This window comes from Pseudoalteromonas sp. FUC4 (assembly GCF_008370255.1).
Classification (GTDB): Bacteria; Pseudomonadota; Gammaproteobacteria; order Enterobacterales; family Alteromonadaceae; genus Pseudoalteromonas.
The window spans coordinates 1-18,149 of record NZ_SEUI01000011.1; the positions used below are offsets into that span (position 1 = coordinate 1).

Sequence of the window (18,149 nt, forward strand, 5' to 3'; positions counted from 1 at the left end):
CCGCTCGTCAGCAAAGTAGCAAGCTACTTTCTGTTACCGCTCGACTTGCATGTGTTAGGCCTGCCGCCAGCGTTCAATCTGAGCCATGATCAAACTCTTCAATTAAAAAGTTTTATGTCTTTCGACAGCTCAATGAATTCTGAATTTTTTAATATCTTTCGATATTGAATTGACTGTGCCGAATAATTACCGAAATAACTATTCTGTTGGTCACTCAGTTTTCAATTGAGACTCTAATTTGTTTGCCTCRCTACCKAAGTAGGTTGGCTGTTAGAACTCAATCTGTACGAGTGCCCACACAGATGATTGCTTTATATTGTTAAAGAACGTTTTGAGTCGCTTTAGCGTCTCAAGGGATGCGAATAATACACCCTTTATTTTTCGAGTCAAYACTTTGTTTTAAACTTTCTTTTGGAAGATTTAAAACCGAAGTTTTATTTAACTCTCTGAGTAATTCGTGCCTCGCTATGCGTTGCCGTTTCCCGTCTCAGTGGGGTCGCATTATAGGGAGATTCGAGCGGGGGTCAATGTTTTATTTCAGCTTTTTGACAATTAAATGAATTTAGTATGAAAGCTATACAAATAAAGGGCTACAGGATACTTTTAGTTTAAAAAACACGCACTATATATGTATCTATTGATGATGTATTAGTAAGGTTTAAACTAAGCTGTATGTTAAACAAACAACACACAGCTTTATTTTAAATTAAAGGTTTATTTAGATGCTATTTCCCATACGGCAATGGAGCCTGATATTTCATTTCCAACGATTAAGAGTGGGTTTCCTGTCGCACTTTGCTCTACTGGAACGAATACCATTCCTTCAGGTGCTAAATCGCCTGTAATATTCGCACCTTTAATTAAGCCTCTATTATAGAAGTAGTCTTCAAACTGCACATTATATGGATTGGTAATATCATAAACCATAATCCCACCCATACGCTCAAGCCCTATAAAAGCAAATGTACGATCGTCAATTTTACCAATAGTCAGCGCTTCAGGCTCTGCGCCTTTATCATCTGAACGTGAGTCACCTTTGTTTTCATCTTCATTGTTGTTAAATGCTTCACCATGCACAGACGCTGTCATACGTGCTATATCATCACCTGAATCAAAAACCACCAGCCCATTGCTATCCCAAATGGTAAGCGAACGTGCACCATAGGCATAAAGTGATTCGTATTGGCCATCGTTATTAGCATCACCTTTTACTGTTGTTACTTTTAAGCGACCAATATCATCATCGTCATTATTTAAGTAATCAAAATTAGCAGCAAGCGTTAAGTCTTCAACGCGGCTTTCATCTATATAAGCCAAGCAGCCATCGCCTTTATCGTAATCAAGTCCGCCCTTTGCTATGCAATCGGCCTCACCTGTTGCATCAAAAAAGTATTCTCTTGCGTCACCTTCGTTGGCAGTGACTATAAAGTTTGCGCCTTTCCAACTAAAGTTTGAGATAGTATCGGGCTGGTACATACCATAAAGCCCTGGGTATGATTTAAAATTAACGCCGCCGTCTTTATCTGAGGCATCAAGTTGTAAGCTTGACCAATCTTTAAAGCCTAAGCCCTTTAGCTCAAGACTATTGTCTTGTAGGTTAACTATTGCAAGTGCATTGTTTTCTTGAATAGATACATAAGCATATTTGTTATCTTTAGAAATGCTAACGTACTCGGGCTCTAAATCCATAGCTACTGTAGTATTTATTAGATTACCGTTAATAGTACGACCATTTGGGTTTGCAAAAACTACCCCTTGCGCTTCTAGTTCGGTTTGTTTGTTGTTATAGGCTTTAAAATCAATATTTATTGCTGTATCGGCTATTACATTATTTGTTATATCGATAATACTAATAGAACCTTCAGGATCTACGCTGTAGTCGCCACTTGGTTCACCTTCGTTAGCAACCACTGCCTTTGCGCCATCATGGGTGAACGTCACCATGTCTGGTAAAAATCCGACTGTAACATTTTTAATAAATACAGGTGAGTCGCCGCTTATATCGTAAAAAGCAATTTGACCTGCATCACCCGTGCTTTTAGCAGCCATTGCGACCGCTAGTAAATTATTATTTTCATCAATAGCAATGCTGTTTGCATCGCCTTGGGTATGCTCGTTTAAAGACAACGTAATAACGGACGTTAAATTTGTGGCGCTGATAACCCCTTCGTTATCTTTAACGAGTGCGGCAGTATCAAAGGTGTCGGCGGGTAAAATATCAATAACAGCGTCATCGCCTGAACTGTTAATAGCGTAAATCCATTTTTTAGATGCTTGGTATGCAACTATTTCAGCCGCACCTTCTGGGCTTTGTGCATTTAGTACACCTCTACCCACAAGGTTAATATTTAATGCTGAATTAGCATTTACACCATTTATCCCATTAATGCCATTTGCGCCTTGTTCTCCCTGTAATCCTTGAGAGCCGTTTTGACCATCGTCACCATCAAGTGAGCAACCAGTAAGAACAGATATAAGTGACAGCGCAATAATTGATTTTTTAAACATGTGATTTTCCTTAGTATTGTATTTGCTAAATATCAACACACAGGCATGACAAGATTATGGCAGTTTTAATACAGCCTCGTAGCCTAAGTAATTAGCTTATACGCTAGCGGCGTTATTAAGATTAAAGCGGCCGTATAGCCAAGCATTTTTACAGTAGGGGAATAATCTCGTTTAATTGCAACCCCTAGCAAAGGTCTAAATACATCAATACGTGTAATACTCCATGTTATAACCCCGCAGAGAGACCAAGTTCCTGTAATAATGATAAATGGTTCAACAACAGCCCCTAAACTTAAAGGTTGTAGTAAAAAACACAAAATAATCAAAATGCTTTGATGCAATAAATAAAAGGGAAACACCCATGCATTGAGCTGCTTTAAATAGTAGGTATTAAAATTTAAAAATCGGTGAGCGAGCGCAAGTACAAAAAATACACCTACAACACGTTGAATATTGTAGCTACCGCTTAGAATAAAATGAGGAAGAGTAAACGCCTTCTGATAACTTAATATTATAAGTAAAAACAAAACCGCAAAACACAAAGCCAGTAATACCAAGTTTTTATTTAAACTGTTCCAAAAGTAAGTGTTTTTAGCAAATATGTATCCTGCGAGTAGCAGTATTAAACCGTTAGTCTCTCGGATTGAATCGCCAGTTAAGTAATGGCTTGTAAATAGTACGGCAATAGTGAGCAAGGTAATTAAAAGCCCAAATGACATATCCCCTTTAACAAATGTTTTTAAAGGCGCAATAAAGGGCAAGCGTGCAAAAAGAGTTAAAACAATAATGATCAGCATAAATTGCCACAACGAGCGCAAATACCACAAGTGATTTACATCCACATGCGGCCACACTCCAGACTGATAATTAATAAAAAGCGTATTGTTAATCTCTATAAAAGCTAAATAAAATTGCCAATAGCTAATATCAATAACACCTTGCTGTGACATTTCTGCAAACAGCTGTAAAGGCACTATTAACCATAACCCCACCAGCAAGGGTAATAGTAAAAAAATAGAGCGGTATAAAGTGAAATGTAACCAAGACTTAAAGCTGCGTACTTTATCAATCATAAAACGCAGTGCTACGCCCGAAATCAACCAAATGAGCAACATGCGCCAAGGTGAAAACACCAACATTAAATATTCAACATACTGTGATGTATAATTACTCTTAAAATGAAACCCCCAGTTTTCGCTATACAACATGCCAATGTGATAAAAATTAGCGACGCAAATGCGATTATCCTAAGCCAATCAAGATAATATTTACGCGAATTAACTAATGAAGGTTGTTGTACTTGAGTGCTCATGCTTTTACTACTTTATGTATGTTATGCGTTATTCATACCTAAAGCTCTCGCTAAAACTATCTATAAGTGCTTATATTACAGGCAATAGTGATAAAAGGTGGTATACAGGGATAAGCGTGCCACATCAGCAATAAGCATATATTTATGAACCTACAGCACTTTCAACGTTTTCAAAGCATTTACGCATCAGTATTACTGTGTGCTTACGTATTAATTAATAATACAGTAAACGCTACAACCCAAATAATGGAAGCCCAAAGAGAAGGAGCTTTAACTTTTTTAATGTGGGAGCCATTTGTTTGGGAGTATTCAAGTGCCTTGAGTACTTTGCTTATATTCCCTATTTTAATTTGGTTTTTAAGACACTTATCTTTTAATTGGCAAAATATTACGGCCTCATTAGGTATGTACTTTGGTGCCTCTATTATATTTAGCGTGTTACACGTTGGTATTATGGTAGGGGTTCGTAAATTCATATATTTGTTGAATGATGGGTCTTACAACTTTGGACTTAGCTGGTTTGAGCTTATTTATGAATACCAGAAAGACGCTATAAGCTTTGTGTTTTTTATCGTACTTATCAAAGTATATCAATATGTGGTGCAGCAGTTACTAGGTGAAGCCTCTTCAATTGAAGAAAGTGAGCAGCAAACAACATCGACCATAAACCGCCTATTAGTTAAAAAGCTCGGAAAAGAATTCATTATAAAAATAGAGGATGTTGATTGGCTTGAATCGTCGGGTAATTATGTAAACCTACATATAGGCTCACGTATATATCCGTTAAGGGCAACGCTTACAGCATTAAGTAAACAACTTGAAGTGCAGGGGTTTTGTAGAATTCACCGCAGCCATGGCGTAAAACTCGATAAAGTGGAGTCTATAACACCACTATCCAGTGGCGACAGTGAAATAAAATTAACTACAGGTAAAGTACTAAACCTATCTAGACGCTATAAAGAACAATTTAAACTTCAACTAAAATAAAAAAGGCTACCTAAGTAGCCTCTAATTGTTATTTTTTAACTGGGCGTTTCCAACCCGTTAAATTACGCTGTTTAGAGCGTGCTATTGCTAATTGGTCATCTTCAACGGTACTGGTGATCACAGAGCCTGCACCAATTGTTGCAGTTGCGCCTATATTTACTGGGGCAACGAGTGATGAATTAGAGCCAATAAAAGCATTATCGCCAATAATAGTTTTTGATTTATTAACACCATCGTAGTTGCAGGTAATAGTACCAGCGCCAATATTCACTTTTTCGCCAATTTCAGCATCACCTAAATAACTTAAGTGGTTGGCTTTTGAGCCTTTGCCTAAACGGGTTTTTTTCATCTCAACAAAGTTACCAATGTGTGAGTCTTCTTCCATAACAGCGCCTGGGCGAAGGCGAGCATAAGGGCCTAGCGTACATTTAGCAGCTACGCTTGCATCTTCAATTAGGGTATTAGCCTTTATTACCACGTTATCGCCTATGGTACAGTTTTTAAGTACACAGTTAGGGCCAATTTGTACATTGTTACCAAGGGTTACATCACCTTCAAAGATAACGTTTATATCAACTAATACGTCTTCGCCTGTTTTAACATTTCCGCGAACATCAATACGAGCAGGGTCGGCCAGGGTAGCGCCATTTAACATTAACTCTTCTGCTTGCCATGCTTGGTAAGCGCGCTCTAAGCCTGCAAGTTGTACACGGTTATTTGCGCCTTCAACTTCCATTGCATGATCTGGTTGCGCTGAAGTGATCTCTACGCCTTCATTGTGAGCCATTGCAACGATATCTGTTAAGTAGTACTCGCCTTGTGCATTATTGTTAGATAAGTTACCTAACCATGTTTTTAACAGCTTACCATTAACAGCCATAATGCCTGTATTTACTTCGTTAATAAGTAACTGATCTGAGCTTGCATCTTTTTGCTCAACAATACCAACAAGCTTGCCATTTTCACGTAGCATACGGCCGTAACCATTTGGGTTAACCAAATTTACCGTTAATACAGCTAAACCATTTTTAGGTGTTGCAGCTAATAAACGCTCTAGTGTTGATTGCTTTGTTAGCGGTACATCGCCGTATAAAATCAATACTGTGTCTTCATCATTAACATGAGAGTTGGCTTGCGCTACTGCGTGGCCAGTACCAAGCTGCTCTGCTTGGAGTACCCAATTTACATCGTTATCGGCAAGTTGTTGTTGTAATAGATCGCCGCCGTGTCCGTAAACTAAGTTTGTGGTTGTTGCACCTAATGCCATCGCATTATCAATAACGTGCTGTACCATTGGTTTACCTGCAACATTGTGCAAAACTTTAGGTAGAGCAGAGCGCATACGAGTACCTTTACCCGCAGCAAGAATAACAGTTGTTAGAGCCATTAAAACAATTTCCTTTTTCCGTTGTTTTAGCTAAATAAGTTTTATGTTTGTACAGAAGATTACGTAAATCACTTCTTGTGCAGATACTCAGTAGGTTAGTTTATTCGTACTGAATCTTGACTGAAAAACACACTTAATTGGATGACGTTATTGTAGCGAGGATTGGTGAAGGATATAAGTGACAAAGCACAGATAATAGTCCGATAGACCTATTATTTAACAATTATAAATAAGCGATACACCATGTTTAAATTACAGACACAAAAAAGCCCACATAAAGTGGGCTTTTCAAAACCGGATAGGCTTACTTTTGACGTAATTGCTGAATTACGCGTAACTGAGCAACTGCTTCTGCCAGTCGCGTAGCCGCTTGTTGATAATCAAACTCAACCGCTGACGAATTCGCCATATGTTCTTCAGCTTCACGTTTAGCTTTTTGTACAGAGTCTTCATCTAAATCTTCACCACGAACCGCAGTATCTGCAAGAATCGTGATGTGATTTGGTTGAACTTCTAATGTACCGCCAGCAACATATAACACATCTTCGTGACCATATTGCTTAACTAAACGTACCATACCAGGTTTAAGGGCAGTTAGTAGTGGAGCATGACCTAGGTTTACACCCAGCTCGCCTTCACTACCAGATACTTGAATCGATTCAACAAGACCAGAGAACAAGCTCTGCTCTGCGCTTACTACGTCAAGATGTACAGTCATAGCTGTCATACTACCCTCCTAGTTACATGCCTTTGGCTTTTTCTTGAGCTTCTTCGATAGAGCCAACCATGTAAAACGCTTGCTCTGGAAGCTCATCAAACTCGCCGTTTAAAATGCCTTTGAAGCCAGCAATTGTATCTTTCAGTGATACGTATTTACCAGACGCGCCTGTAAATACCTCTGCCACGAAGAATGGCTGAGATAAGAAACGTTGGATTTTACGTGCACGAGATACAAGTTGCTTATCTTCGTCAGAAAGCTCGTCCATACCTAGGATTGCAATGATGTCTTTAAGTTCTTTGTAACGCTGAAGAACTGTTTGAACGCCACGTGCTGTATCGTAGTGCTCTTGACCAATTACTTGTGGGTCAAGTTGACGTGAAGATGAATCAAGTGGGTCTACCGCTGGGTAGATACCAAGTGATGCGATATCACGTGAAAGTACTACTGTTGCGTCTAAGTGAGCAAAGGTAGTTGCTGGAGATGGATCTGTTAAATCATCCGCAGGTACGTATACCGCTTGGATTGATGTAATTGAACCAGTCTTAGTTGAAGCGATACGCTCTTGAAGCACACCCATTTCTTCAGCAAGTGTAGGCTGATAACCTACCGCTGATGGCATACGACCAAGAAGTGCAGATACTTCTGTACCAGCAAGTGTATAACGGTAGATATTATCTACGAAGAAAAGTACATCGCGACCTTCATCACGGAACTTTTCAGCCATAGTAAGACCTGTTAACGCTACGCGTAAACGGTTACCTGGAGGCTCGTTCATCTGACCGTATACAAGCGATACTTTATCAAGTACGTTTGAATCGTTCATCTCATGGTAGAAATCGTTACCCTCACGTGTACGCTCACCAACACCTGCGAATACTGAGTAGCCGCTGTGCTCGATTGCGATGTTACGGATAAGTTCCATCATGTTTACAGTTTTACCAACACCGGCACCACCGAATAAACCAACTTTACCACCTTTAGCAAATGGACATACAAGGTCGATAACCTTGATACCAGTTTCTAAAAGTTCAACTGAACTTGATTGCTCTTCGTATGAAGGCGCTGCACGGTGAATAGACATACGGTCTTCTTCGCCGATTGGACCCGCTTCATCGATTGGCTCACCAAGTACGTTCATGATACGACCAAGTGTTGCTTTACCAACTGGAACTTGAATCGATTCACCTGTATTCATAACTGAAGCACTACGACGTAAACCATCAGTAGTACCCATAGCGATAGTACGCACTACACCGCCACCTAGCTGTTGTTGAACTTCTAAAGTCAAACCAGCTAAATCGCCATCTGTTACTCTTAGTGCGTGGTATACCGCTGGCACGCTATCTTGTGGAAATTCAATATCCACAACGGCGCCGATAATTTGGACGACCTTACCTAAACTCATGTCTATTCCTCTCGTTAATCTTTACCCGAAGCATTAAACTGCTGCTGAGCCAGAACAAATCTCACTAATTTCTTGTGTGATTGCTGCTTGGCGAGCCTTGTTATAAACAAGCTGTAGCTCGTCCATAAGGTCACCTGCGTTATCAGTTGCAGCTTTCATTGCAACCATACGAGCAGCCTGTTCTGAGGCAGCATTTTCTACCACACCTTGGTATGCTTGAGACTCAATAAAGCGTACTAACAAAGACTCTAAAATAGCCTCTGGGTTTGGCTCGTATAAGTAATCCCATGTGTGAGCAGATACTTCTTCTTCAGCTTTTGGCAAAGGGAGTAACTGATCTATAATTGGCTCTTGCTTCATGGTATTAACGAATTTGTTATATACCAAGAATAAACGGTCTATTTTGCCTTCAGAAAATGCATCAAGCATAATTTTTACAGGACCAATAACGTCTTGTACTGAAGGTTTATCTCCTAGGCCCGCTTTTTTAGCGAGTAGTTGACCACCAAAACGTTGAAAGAAGCCAGCAGCCTTACTACCTAAAGTAGCAAATTCAGCATCAACACCTTTCTCTTTCCACGCTTTAACATCAAGTGCAACTTTCTTAAACTCGTTTGAGTTTAGACCGCCACACAGACCACGGTCTGTAGAGATAACAATATAACCAACTCGTTTCACTTCACGTTCTTTTAAGAACGGGTGAGTAAAATCAAGATTTGCTTGAGCAACACGACCAATTACTTCACGTAATTTATTAGCGTATGGACGGCTTGAAGCAACGCGTTCTTGCGCCCTTTTCATTTTAGACGCAGCAACCATTTCCATTGCGCTAGTGATCTTTTGAGTATTTTTAATACTCCCGATCTTGCTTTTAATCTCTTTTCCGCTGGCCATGACTCTCTCTCCGAATCAAGATGTGCTTTAGTTTCCTAAAGCGCACCATTAATAACTAAATTACCAAGTTTGCGTAGACTTGAACTTCGTTAGAAGTTCTTTAAGCTGCGCTTCGATCTCGGCATTTAAGTTACCAGTTTCATTGATTTGAGCCACAAGCTCTGCGTATGTGCTAGTTGCATAAGAAAGTAAAGCTGCTTCAAAGTCACCGATTTTCGCGATTTCGATGTCTTGAAGGAAGCCTTTTTCAGCAGCAAATAACGACAAAGACATTTCAGCAACAGACATTGGCGCGTACTGTTTCTGCTTCATTAGCTCTGTTACACGCTCACCATGCTCAAGTTGAGCACGAGTAGCATCATCAAGGTCAGACGCGAACTGCGAGAACGCAGCTAATTCACGGTACTGAGCTAGGGCTAGACGAATACCGCCACCTAGTTTCTTAACGATTTTAGTTTGTGCAGCACCACCAACACGCGATACCGAGATACCAGCATTTACTGCCGGACGGATACCTGAGTTGAATAAGTCAGTTTCTAAGAAGATCTGACCATCGGTGATAGAGATAACGTTAGTCGGTACGAACGCAGAAACGTCGCCGCCTTGAGTTTCAATGATTGGCAATGCCGTCAATGAACCAGTTTTACCTTTCACTTCACCATTAGTGAACTTTTCAACGTAATCTGCGTTTACACGCGATGCACGCTCTAAAAGACGAGAGTGAAGGTAGAATACGTCACCTGGGTATGCTTCACGGCCTGGTGGACGCTTAAGTAGTAATGAAATTTGACGGTAAGCAACTGCTTGCTTAGACAAATCATCATATACGATTAATGCGTTTTCACCACGGTCACGGAAGTATTCACCCATAGTACAGCCCGAGAACGGTGCTAAGTACTGAAGTGCCGCAGATTCAGAAGCAGATGCTACAACTACGATAGTATTTGCAAGTGCACCGTGCTCTTCTAATTTACGTACTACGTTAGCAATAGTAGATGCTTTTTGACCAACCGCTACGTACACACACTTAACGCCTGTGTCTTTTTGGTTGATGATTGCATCGATTGCAAGCGCAGTTTTACCTGTTTGGCGGTCACCGATAACAAGCTCACGCTGACCACGACCAACTGGAATCATTGCATCGATAGATTTGTAACCAGTTTGTACTGGCTCATCTACAGATTGACGCTCGATTACACCTGGTGCAATTTTTTCTACAGGTTCAAAACCGTCGTTATCTAAAGCGCCTTTACCATCGATAGGAGCACCTAGTGTGTTAACAACACGACCAAGTAGACCAGGACCAACAGGAACTTCTAAAATACGACCAGTTGTATATACTTTTACGCCTTCAGTAAGGTCAGCGTACGGACCCATTACTACTGCACCAATTGAGTCGCGCTCAAGGTTTAGTGCGATAGCATAACGGCTGCCAGGAAGCTCAATCATTTCACCTTGCATACAGTCAGCAAGACCGTGGATGCGGATGATACCGTCAGTAACAGATACAATAGTACCTTCGTTACGAGCTTCACTTACAACTTCGAACTTCTCAATACGTTGTTTGATCAGATCTGAAATTTCAGTGGAATTAAGTTGCATGCTCTTTTTCCCAATTACGATTGTAGTGTTGTAGCTAAGCGGCTTAATTTACCGCGAATAGTACCGTCGATTACAGTGTCGCCAGACCTAATAATAAGTCCACCAACCACTGACGCGTCTTCACTACAATTCAGCTTAACTTTGCGTGCGAAACGTTTTTCAAGTGCCGCTACCAATGACTCTTGTTGCGCAGCAACAAGAGGAGTTGCAGAAATCACATCTACTTCGATTTCTTTATCGTATTGTGCTTTAAAATCAGCAAATAACTGTGCAACTTCTGGTAGAGCTGTCAAACGTCCATTTTCAGCCATCACCTTAACTAGGTTCTGACCTTGTTCGTTGAGCTGCTCAGCACAAAGTTGAATAAATAATTCAGCTTGTGCAGTAGCTGTAGGCATACCTGCTAAAGCAGATGATGCTTGTTCATTGCTGGCTACATGGCCTGCAAAGAACAACATATCGTTCCAGCTTTCAAGAGTGCCTTTCTCAACGGCAAGTTCAAAAGCCGCTTTAGCGTATGGGCGAGCGATAGTAGTCAAATTAGACATGCTCATACCCTCCTAATTACAGCTCAGCGACAAGTTTTTCAACGATGTCACTATGTGCGGCTTGATTAATTTCACGCTCTAAAATACGTTCTGCACCAATCACAGCCAGAGTTGCTACTTGCTTACGTAGCTCTTCTGTTATGCGATTACGTTCAGACTCAACTTCAGAGTGCCCTTGAGCAATGATACTTTCACGCTCTTGCTGACCACGAAGTGTTTCTTCGTCAACAATTAGCACTGCACGCTTTTTAGCTTGATCAATGATATCAGCCGCTTGAGCTTTTGCATCTTTAAGCTGTTCAGCAGCTTTCATTTGCGCAAGTTCTAAGTCTTTTTCGGCTCTATCAGAGGCAGCTAAACCATCTTCGATTTTTTTCTGGCGAGCTTCAATTGCACCGTTTAGTGGTGGCCATACGTATTTCATACAAAATAATACGAACACCGTAAACGCAATCAATTCACCGATAAGAGTGGCGTTTAAGTTCACAACCGCTCCTCCTTAAATAGTAAGCTGTTCAAAAAATAAAATTAAAGTACGAACAACAATACCATAGCGATACCAACACCAATCATTGCTACAGCATCGATTAGACCAGCAAGAATAAACATCTTAACTTGTAGCGAAGGTGCAAGCTCAGGTTGACGCGCACATGCTTCAAGGAATTTACCGCCCATGTTACCAAAACCGATTGCTGTGCCGATTGCACCAAAGCCGATTAGTAAAGCTACTGCGATATACTTAAGACCTAATACTAGTTCCATTTTTTTCTCCAAAGTTTCAATTGTAAATTAAAGTTAAATATTAAAGGTTGTAAAAATTAGTGATTATCTGAGCTAGCCATACTTAGGTATACGATTGTTAACATCATAAATACGAATGCTTGCAATACAATTACTAAGATGTGGAATACAGCCCAAACAAAATGCAATGGTAATTGCATAAATCCGATAGCGCCGATCAAGATGAAAATCAATTCACCTGCATATAAGTTACCAAACAAACGTAGCGCTAATGAAAACGGTTTAGAAACCAGCGCAATCAGTTCAAGTAATAAGTTAAACGGGATTAAAAGGATTTGTAGTGCAGTATTATTTGAACTAAACGGGTGAAGTGTTAGTTCTTTAATAAAACCACCGATGCCTTTTATTTTAATTGAATAGCCTATCATTAAAATAAATACACCCAGCGCTAGCGCTGCTGTCATATTGATGTCAGTCGTTGGTACAATTTTCATGTACACATCGTGTGAATCCATACCAAACGCAGTTTCACCAACAAAACCAGCTAATGCAGGTAAAAAGTCAACTGGTATTAAATCCATTAAGTTCATTAAAAATATCCAAACGAATATTGTTAATGCTAATGGTGCAATAAGTTTGCTTTTACCATGGAAAGTATCACGTACGTTGTCACCAACAAACTCTACTACCATTTCAATGAAACATTGAAATTTTCCAGGTACACCTAGTGTTGATTTTTTAGCGGCACTACGAAAGATCCATAAAAATATAAGACCTAAACCGATAGACCATGCGAGGGTATCTATATGCCATGTCCAGAAACCACTATCCGTACATGCTTTATTGAAGGCGAGACCTGTATCGGTCGAACACATCTTAGCATTGGTCAAATGGTGCTGGATATGGCCAGATAGAGTAACTTCTTCTGCTGCCATGTTATATCCCAAAGTTAATGTTTAAAAAAAACGGGTGCGAACAATCCAGTAAAGAGCGCCAGTATATAAGTACTAAAAAAGGGTAATAAAATTACCGGAAAATGCTTCAGTACTAGCGCAAACAATACAATTGTTAGCATAAATTTTAATCCGTTGCCGCGTTTCAACGAGGCATACGCTTGATTTGCTCGACTTGCACCCATATATCGGAATGCATAAAGACCAAATACAAAGTGCGGAAGTACTGCGACAACACCACCAGCAAGTGATGAAAGTGCGGCATTGACTCCCGAACTAAAACAAATAATTACAGCAGCAACTAATGCTACAACACCCTGAAGGCAAATTAACTTTAATACGGCAAGTCGATATGGACTCGCTAACTTGTCAGTCACGTTTAGTTAACCTTTATTGCGTTCTAATTGTTAGGGTGTGAAAACTGGCGAAATTATACTTAATCCTGCCAGTTTTGCAACTTGAGTAGACGCTTTGTAACACGAAATAGCTACAAATGTCCCTTTTTAGACATGTAGAAAACTAATGGTGGGTATTGTCTTGGTTAATGCGATTTAAAATGCCGTCAAGTTCGTCCAAATTTGTATAAGAAATAACAAGCTTACCTTTGCCTTTTTTGTTGTAATTTATTTCTACTTTGGCACCTAGGTTTTCAGCGAGTTGTTGCTCTAACTGTTTAACATCTGGATCTTTTTCAGCTATTTCTTTAGCTGGCACTGGTTCTAAAATTGAACGAACTAACTTTTCGGTTTCACGAACGGTTAGTGCTTTAGCCACAGCTAAACGAGCAGCATCTGATTGTGCTTCTCCCTCAAGGGCTAATAAACAACGAGCATGCCCCATTTCAATATCGCCATGTTCTAACAGTATTTTTACATCACTGTTTAGATTATTTAAACGGAGTAAGTTAGTTACTGTAGTACGTGATTTACCAACTGCATCTGCTACTTGTTGATGTGTTAATTCAAACTCATTAAGTAAACGATTTAACGCAACCGCTTCTTCCATGGCATTTAAGTCTTCACGCTGAATATTTTCTATTAGCGCAATAGCAACTGCGGCTTCATCTGGTACGTCTTTTATAATACAAGGTACTGTTTCAAGCTTAGCTATTTGCGCTGCACGCCAACGACGCTCACCAGCGATAATTTCAAAACTATTTTGTGCAATAGGGCGCACGACTATAGGTTGAATAATACCTTGTGAGCGAATAGAACTAGCAAGCTCTTCTAGTGCCTCTTCGGACATGTCTTTACGAGGTTGATATTTACCAGAGTGTAAAAACTCGATTGGGAGTTTTTGTAATTCACTGTTAGTTGGCTCAGCCGCATTTTTTACAGCTTCAGTCACGTTTGATGTGTCTTGTTCCTTGCTTACGCTTGGTGCAGGCTTTGACGAACTTAAAAGTGCATCGAGTCCTCGGCCTAAACCTCGTTTTTTAGCAGACATGTTATTTTTTTACCTCAAAGTTAGGCGACAACGGACGCTGTTTTTTCTTTTCTACGTAACATTTCACCAGCAAGCGCTAAATATGCTTTAGCGCCACTTGATGCCCGGTCATAATACATTGCAGGTGTACCAAAACTAGGTGCTTCTGCTAAACGAACATTACGCGGGATCACCGTACGGTATACTTTGTCGCCAAAATGTTGTTTTAATTGTTCTGATACGTCATTCGCTAAACGATTACGCGGATCGTACATAGTACGAAGTATGCCTTCAATTTGTAAGCTAGGGTTTACTAACTTAGCAAGCTGCGTAATCGTATCCATTAATGCGGTTAACCCTTCAAGTGCATAATACTCACACTGCATTGGCACTAAAATAGAATCTGCTGCAGCCATTGCGTTAACAGTTAACATATTTAGAGAGGGTGGACAGTCGATAAAAATAAATTCGTACTGGTCCTGAATTTTTTCAAGTGCATTACGTAAACGCACTTCACGGGCAAATAATTCCATAAGTTTAACTTCTGCAGCGGTAACATCACCGTTTGCAGCAATCATATGGTATTCACCAGACGTTTCTTTGATAATAACGTCTTCTATAGGCTTATCTTCAATAAGTAAGTCGTAAATAGTTGGCACATCGCCGTACTTATCTACGCCACTACCCATAGTCGCATTACCTTGCGGATCGAGATCAATTAACAGCACTTTACGTTTCGTTGCAGCCATAGATGCAGCGAGGTTTACAGCGGTTGTAGTTTTACCCACTCCACCTTTTTGATTTGCTAATGCGATGACTTTTGCCACGGTGTCTCTGATCCCTAGTCTTTAGAAAGAATAATTAAATGTCGTTGTGCATCTAACTTAGGTACTTCTAATGCAATTTTTTGCTCAAACTTAACGCCAGTAGGTAACGACTCTAGCTCTTCACCAGGGAACACACCTTTTAGCGCTATAAATTTACCCGAATGATCAATTAAGTGCGAACACCAGTCAACCATATCTTGTAATGAAGCAAATGCACGACTGAGTACGCCATCTAATTTAACACTTGGCTGATATTCTTCAACTCTTGACTGAACAGGTGTTACGTTATCAAGGCCAAGCTCATGTTTAACATGCATTAAAAAGCGAACGCGTTTACCTAGACTATCTAGTAACACAAATTGTGTGTTAGGTAATGCAATCGCCAATACAATGCCCGGAAGGCCAGGCCCTGTGCCAACATCAATATAATGATGACCGGGTAAGTGAGGTGCAACAACTAAACTATCCATAATATGCTTAATCATCATTTCTTCAGGTAAGCGTACCGAAGTTAAATTATAAGCTTTATTCCACTTATCTAATAACTCGACGTAACGAACTAGCTGTTGCTGTTGTTTTTCTGTTAGCGCAATATCAGTTTGCGCTAACAATGTAGTTAATTGTTGCTGTAACACTATGTACCCTTATCGTTACGCAGATTTGCGTAATAAGCCTTGCTTCTTCAGATACACTAATAATAGCGAAATCGCAGCTGGGGTGATACCAGAAATACGCGATGCTTGGCCAATAGTGTCTGGACGTGACTCAATAAGCTTAGCAACAACCTCATTTGATAAACCTGATACAGTTTTATAATCAAACTCTTTTGGTAAAATTGTTTGCTCATGACGAAGCTGCTTATTGATCTCATCTTGTTGACGCGCAATATAACCTGCGTACTTAGTATGGATCTCAACTTGTTCAAGTGCTGCTACGTTTGCAAATTCAGATCCTAAACCGTCAATAGCCATAAGATCGTTATAACGAATCTCTGGACGACGAAGTAATTCTTCTAAACTTGCTTCACGAGTTAATGGTGTTTTTAGTAATGCATTTACTTGATCAACAACAACGTGATCTTTATGAATCCACGTATCTTTAATGCGTTGCTTCTCTTTTTCGATTACTTCCATTTTCTCGTTAAATGCCTGCCAACGTTCGTCATTAACTAAACCCAGCTCACGGCCTTTTTCAGTTAAGCGAATATCTGCATTATCTTCACGAAGTAGTAAACGGTATTCGGCACGACTAGTAAACATGCGGTACGGTTCTTTCGTACCCAGTGTTGCTAAGTCGTCGATTAATACACCCACGTAAGCTTCATCGCGACGTGGCGTCCAAGAATCTTTACCTTGCACTTTTAACGCAGCATTCATACCTGCAATTAAGCCTTGTGCACCCGCTTCTTCATAACCGGTAGTGCCATTAATTTGACCCGCGAAAAATAAGCCTTCGATAAATTTTGTTTCTAAAGACTGTTTTAAATCGCGTGGATCAAAGTAGTCATATTCTATTGCATAGCCTGGTCGACAAATATGTGCATTTTCAAAACCAGAAATAGATTGCACAATCTCAAGTTGTACATCAAACGGTAAACTAGTAGAAATACCATTTGGATATAATTCGTATGATGTTAAGCCTTCAGGTTCAACAAATATTTGGTGCTTATCTTTATCCGCAAAACGTACAATTTTATCTTCAATTGATGGGCAGTAACGTGGACCAATACCTTCAATAACACCTGAGTACATAGGTGAGCGATGTAGGTTTTTACGAATAACATCATGTGTTTTTTCATTTGTGTAAGTGATGTAACACGGTATTTGTTGTGGGTGATCTGATTGTTTACCCATAAATGAAAATACAGGTGTTGGCATATCACCTGGCTGTGCTTCCATTTTTGTAAAATCAACTGTACGTACATCAATACGTGGCGGAGTACCTGTTTTTAAACGATCCACTCTAAAAGGGTGTTCGCGTAAACGTTCAGCTAATGCAATTGATGGTGGATCACCAGCACGACCGCCTTTGTAATTTTCTAAACCAATGTGTATTTGGCCACCTAAAAAAGTACCCACGGTTAAAACAACACTTGGAGCACTAAAACGTAAACCCATTTGAGTTACTACGCCAGTAACACGATCGTTTTCAACAATAAGATCATCACATGATTGTTGAAAAATCTTAAGGTTATCTTGATTTTGTAATGTTGTTTGAATAGCTGCTTTGTACAAAGCGCGATCTGCTTGTGCTCGAGTTGCACGAACAGCAGGTCCTTTTGAAGAGTTTAGTGTGCGAAATTGGATCCCGCCTTTGTCAATGGCCTGTGCCATTGCACCGCCAAGCGCATCAATTTCTTTTACCAAATGACCTTTGCCAATCCCACCAATCGCTGGGTTACAAGACATTTGACCAAGGGTATCCATATTGTGAGTCAGTAGCAGAGTATTCATCCCCATACGGGCAGCTGCTAATGCGGCTTCAGTGCCAGCATGTCCACCACCTACTACGATAACGTCAAAATTTTCGTGAAAAATCATTAATGGGATCCTACTTAAATCAAACCGGTAAACTTCAAAAGGGAGCGTATTCTACCTAGAAATTGGCAGAAGATAAATGATTAAACAAAGAGCAAGATCTAAGTATGTGATCTCTAATAATATAAAGGATCTTTTAAAGAGATCTTTTATTACTATTACTACTACTGATCAGCTTTTCTGTTGATAAGGTTTAGATCTTCATTTAAAACATGAAATTAGATCAGATCTAAAGGTGTTAATATGATCGGATCATCCAGCAAATAAGCTCTGATCAAAAAGGTACCTTATGCACAGGGCTG

Annotated in this window: 17 protein-coding genes and 1 rRNA gene; 1 reads left to right on the top strand and 17 read right to left on the bottom strand. The window is 40.0% G+C overall.

The window, feature by feature from the left end; translation table 11 throughout:
- From EU510_RS19395 to EU510_RS19405, 3 genes are all read right to left on the bottom strand, one after another.
- Positions 1-105 (bottom strand): 16S ribosomal RNA (locus EU510_RS19395); the annotation flags it as partial.
- Positions 106-714: 609 nt separating this feature from the next.
- Entirely contained in the window at positions 715-2,508 is a 1,794-nt protein-coding gene (locus EU510_RS19400; RefSeq protein ID WP_149594792.1) for a choice-of-anchor I family protein, read from the bottom strand.
- Positions 2,509-2,591: 83 nt separating this feature from the next.
- Positions 2,592-3,647, bottom strand: coding sequence for a hypothetical protein (locus EU510_RS19405; protein ID WP_262501252.1), 1,056 nt, complete (start codon positions 3,645-3,647; stop codon positions 2,592-2,594).
- 317 nt (positions 3,648-3,964) lie between these two features.
- Between EU510_RS19405 and EU510_RS19410 the strand changes: the two genes are divergently transcribed.
- Positions 3,965-4,807 (top strand): LytR/AlgR family response regulator transcription factor, encoded by an 843-nt coding sequence (locus EU510_RS19410; protein ID WP_149594793.1) that lies wholly within the window; start codon positions 3,965-3,967, stop codon positions 4,805-4,807.
- A 28-nt stretch (positions 4,808-4,835) separates the two neighbouring features.
- Here EU510_RS19410 and glmU read toward each other — a convergent pair whose 3' ends face one another.
- The 14 genes from glmU to mnmG all read right to left on the bottom strand — a co-directional run bounded on the left by glmU (position 4,836) and on the right by mnmG (position 17,850).
- A complete protein-coding gene (gene glmU, locus EU510_RS19415; protein WP_149594794.1) occupies positions 4,836-6,194 on the bottom strand; it encodes a bifunctional UDP-N-acetylglucosamine diphosphorylase/glucosamine-1-phosphate N-acetyltransferase GlmU in 1,359 nt (452 codons plus the stop codon).
- Between the two features lie 304 nt (positions 6,195-6,498).
- Positions 6,499-6,921 carry a F0F1 ATP synthase subunit epsilon gene (locus EU510_RS19420; RefSeq protein ID WP_149594795.1) on the bottom strand — a complete coding sequence of 141 codons (423 nt, stop codon included), beginning with the start codon at positions 6,919-6,921 and terminating at the stop codon, positions 6,499-6,501.
- Positions 6,922-6,934: 13 nt separating this feature from the next.
- Positions 6,935-8,320, bottom strand: a complete 1,386-nt coding sequence (gene atpD, locus EU510_RS19425; protein WP_149594796.1) for a F0F1 ATP synthase subunit beta — start codon at positions 8,318-8,320, stop codon at positions 6,935-6,937.
- A gap of 33 nt (positions 8,321-8,353) precedes the next feature.
- Entirely contained in the window at positions 8,354-9,214 is an 861-nt protein-coding gene (gene atpG, locus EU510_RS19430) for a F0F1 ATP synthase subunit gamma (protein ID WP_024597176.1), read from the bottom strand.
- A 60-nt stretch (positions 9,215-9,274) separates the two neighbouring features.
- Positions 9,275-10,816, bottom strand: a complete 1,542-nt coding sequence (atpA, locus tag EU510_RS19435; RefSeq protein WP_149594797.1) for a F0F1 ATP synthase subunit alpha — start codon at positions 10,814-10,816, stop codon at positions 9,275-9,277.
- A gap of 14 nt (positions 10,817-10,830) precedes the next feature.
- Positions 10,831-11,364 carry a F0F1 ATP synthase subunit delta gene (gene atpH / locus EU510_RS19440; RefSeq protein WP_149594798.1) on the bottom strand — a complete coding sequence of 178 codons (534 nt, stop codon included), beginning with the start codon at positions 11,362-11,364 and terminating at the stop codon, positions 10,831-10,833.
- A gap of 16 nt (positions 11,365-11,380) precedes the next feature.
- Positions 11,381-11,851, bottom strand: coding sequence for a F0F1 ATP synthase subunit B (gene atpF, locus EU510_RS19445; RefSeq protein WP_149594799.1), 471 nt, complete (start codon positions 11,849-11,851; stop codon positions 11,381-11,383).
- Positions 11,852-11,892: 41 nt separating this feature from the next.
- Positions 11,893-12,126, bottom strand: coding sequence for a F0F1 ATP synthase subunit C (gene atpE, locus EU510_RS19450; RefSeq protein WP_004335261.1), 234 nt, complete (start codon positions 12,124-12,126; stop codon positions 11,893-11,895).
- 56 nt (positions 12,127-12,182) lie between these two features.
- A complete protein-coding gene (gene atpB, locus EU510_RS19455; protein ID WP_024597178.1) occupies positions 12,183-13,040 on the bottom strand; it encodes a F0F1 ATP synthase subunit A in 858 nt (285 codons plus the stop codon).
- A 14-nt stretch (positions 13,041-13,054) separates the two neighbouring features.
- Complete coding sequence (locus EU510_RS19460) at positions 13,055-13,435, bottom strand: ATP synthase subunit I (protein ID WP_149594800.1); 381 nt, start codon at positions 13,433-13,435, stop codon at positions 13,055-13,057.
- A gap of 142 nt (positions 13,436-13,577) precedes the next feature.
- Positions 13,578-14,504, bottom strand: a complete 927-nt coding sequence (locus tag EU510_RS19465; protein ID WP_149594801.1) for a ParB/RepB/Spo0J family partition protein — start codon at positions 14,502-14,504, stop codon at positions 13,578-13,580.
- Positions 14,505-14,524: 20 nt separating this feature from the next.
- Positions 14,525-15,310 carry a ParA family protein gene (locus EU510_RS19470; protein WP_004335235.1) on the bottom strand — a complete coding sequence of 262 codons (786 nt, stop codon included), beginning with the start codon at positions 15,308-15,310 and terminating at the stop codon, positions 14,525-14,527.
- Between the two features lie 14 nt (positions 15,311-15,324).
- The gene (rsmG, locus tag EU510_RS19475) at positions 15,325-15,945 is read right to left on the bottom strand and encodes a 16S rRNA (guanine(527)-N(7))-methyltransferase RsmG (RefSeq protein ID WP_149594802.1); all 621 of its coding nucleotides are present in this window, start codon (positions 15,943-15,945) and stop codon (positions 15,325-15,327) included.
- Between the two features lie 15 nt (positions 15,946-15,960).
- On the bottom strand, positions 15,961-17,850 hold the full coding sequence (gene mnmG / locus EU510_RS19480) for a tRNA uridine-5-carboxymethylaminomethyl(34) synthesis enzyme MnmG (RefSeq protein ID WP_149594803.1): 1,890 nt from the start codon (positions 17,848-17,850) through the stop codon (positions 15,961-15,963).
- Positions 17,851-18,149 lie beyond the last annotated feature (299 nt).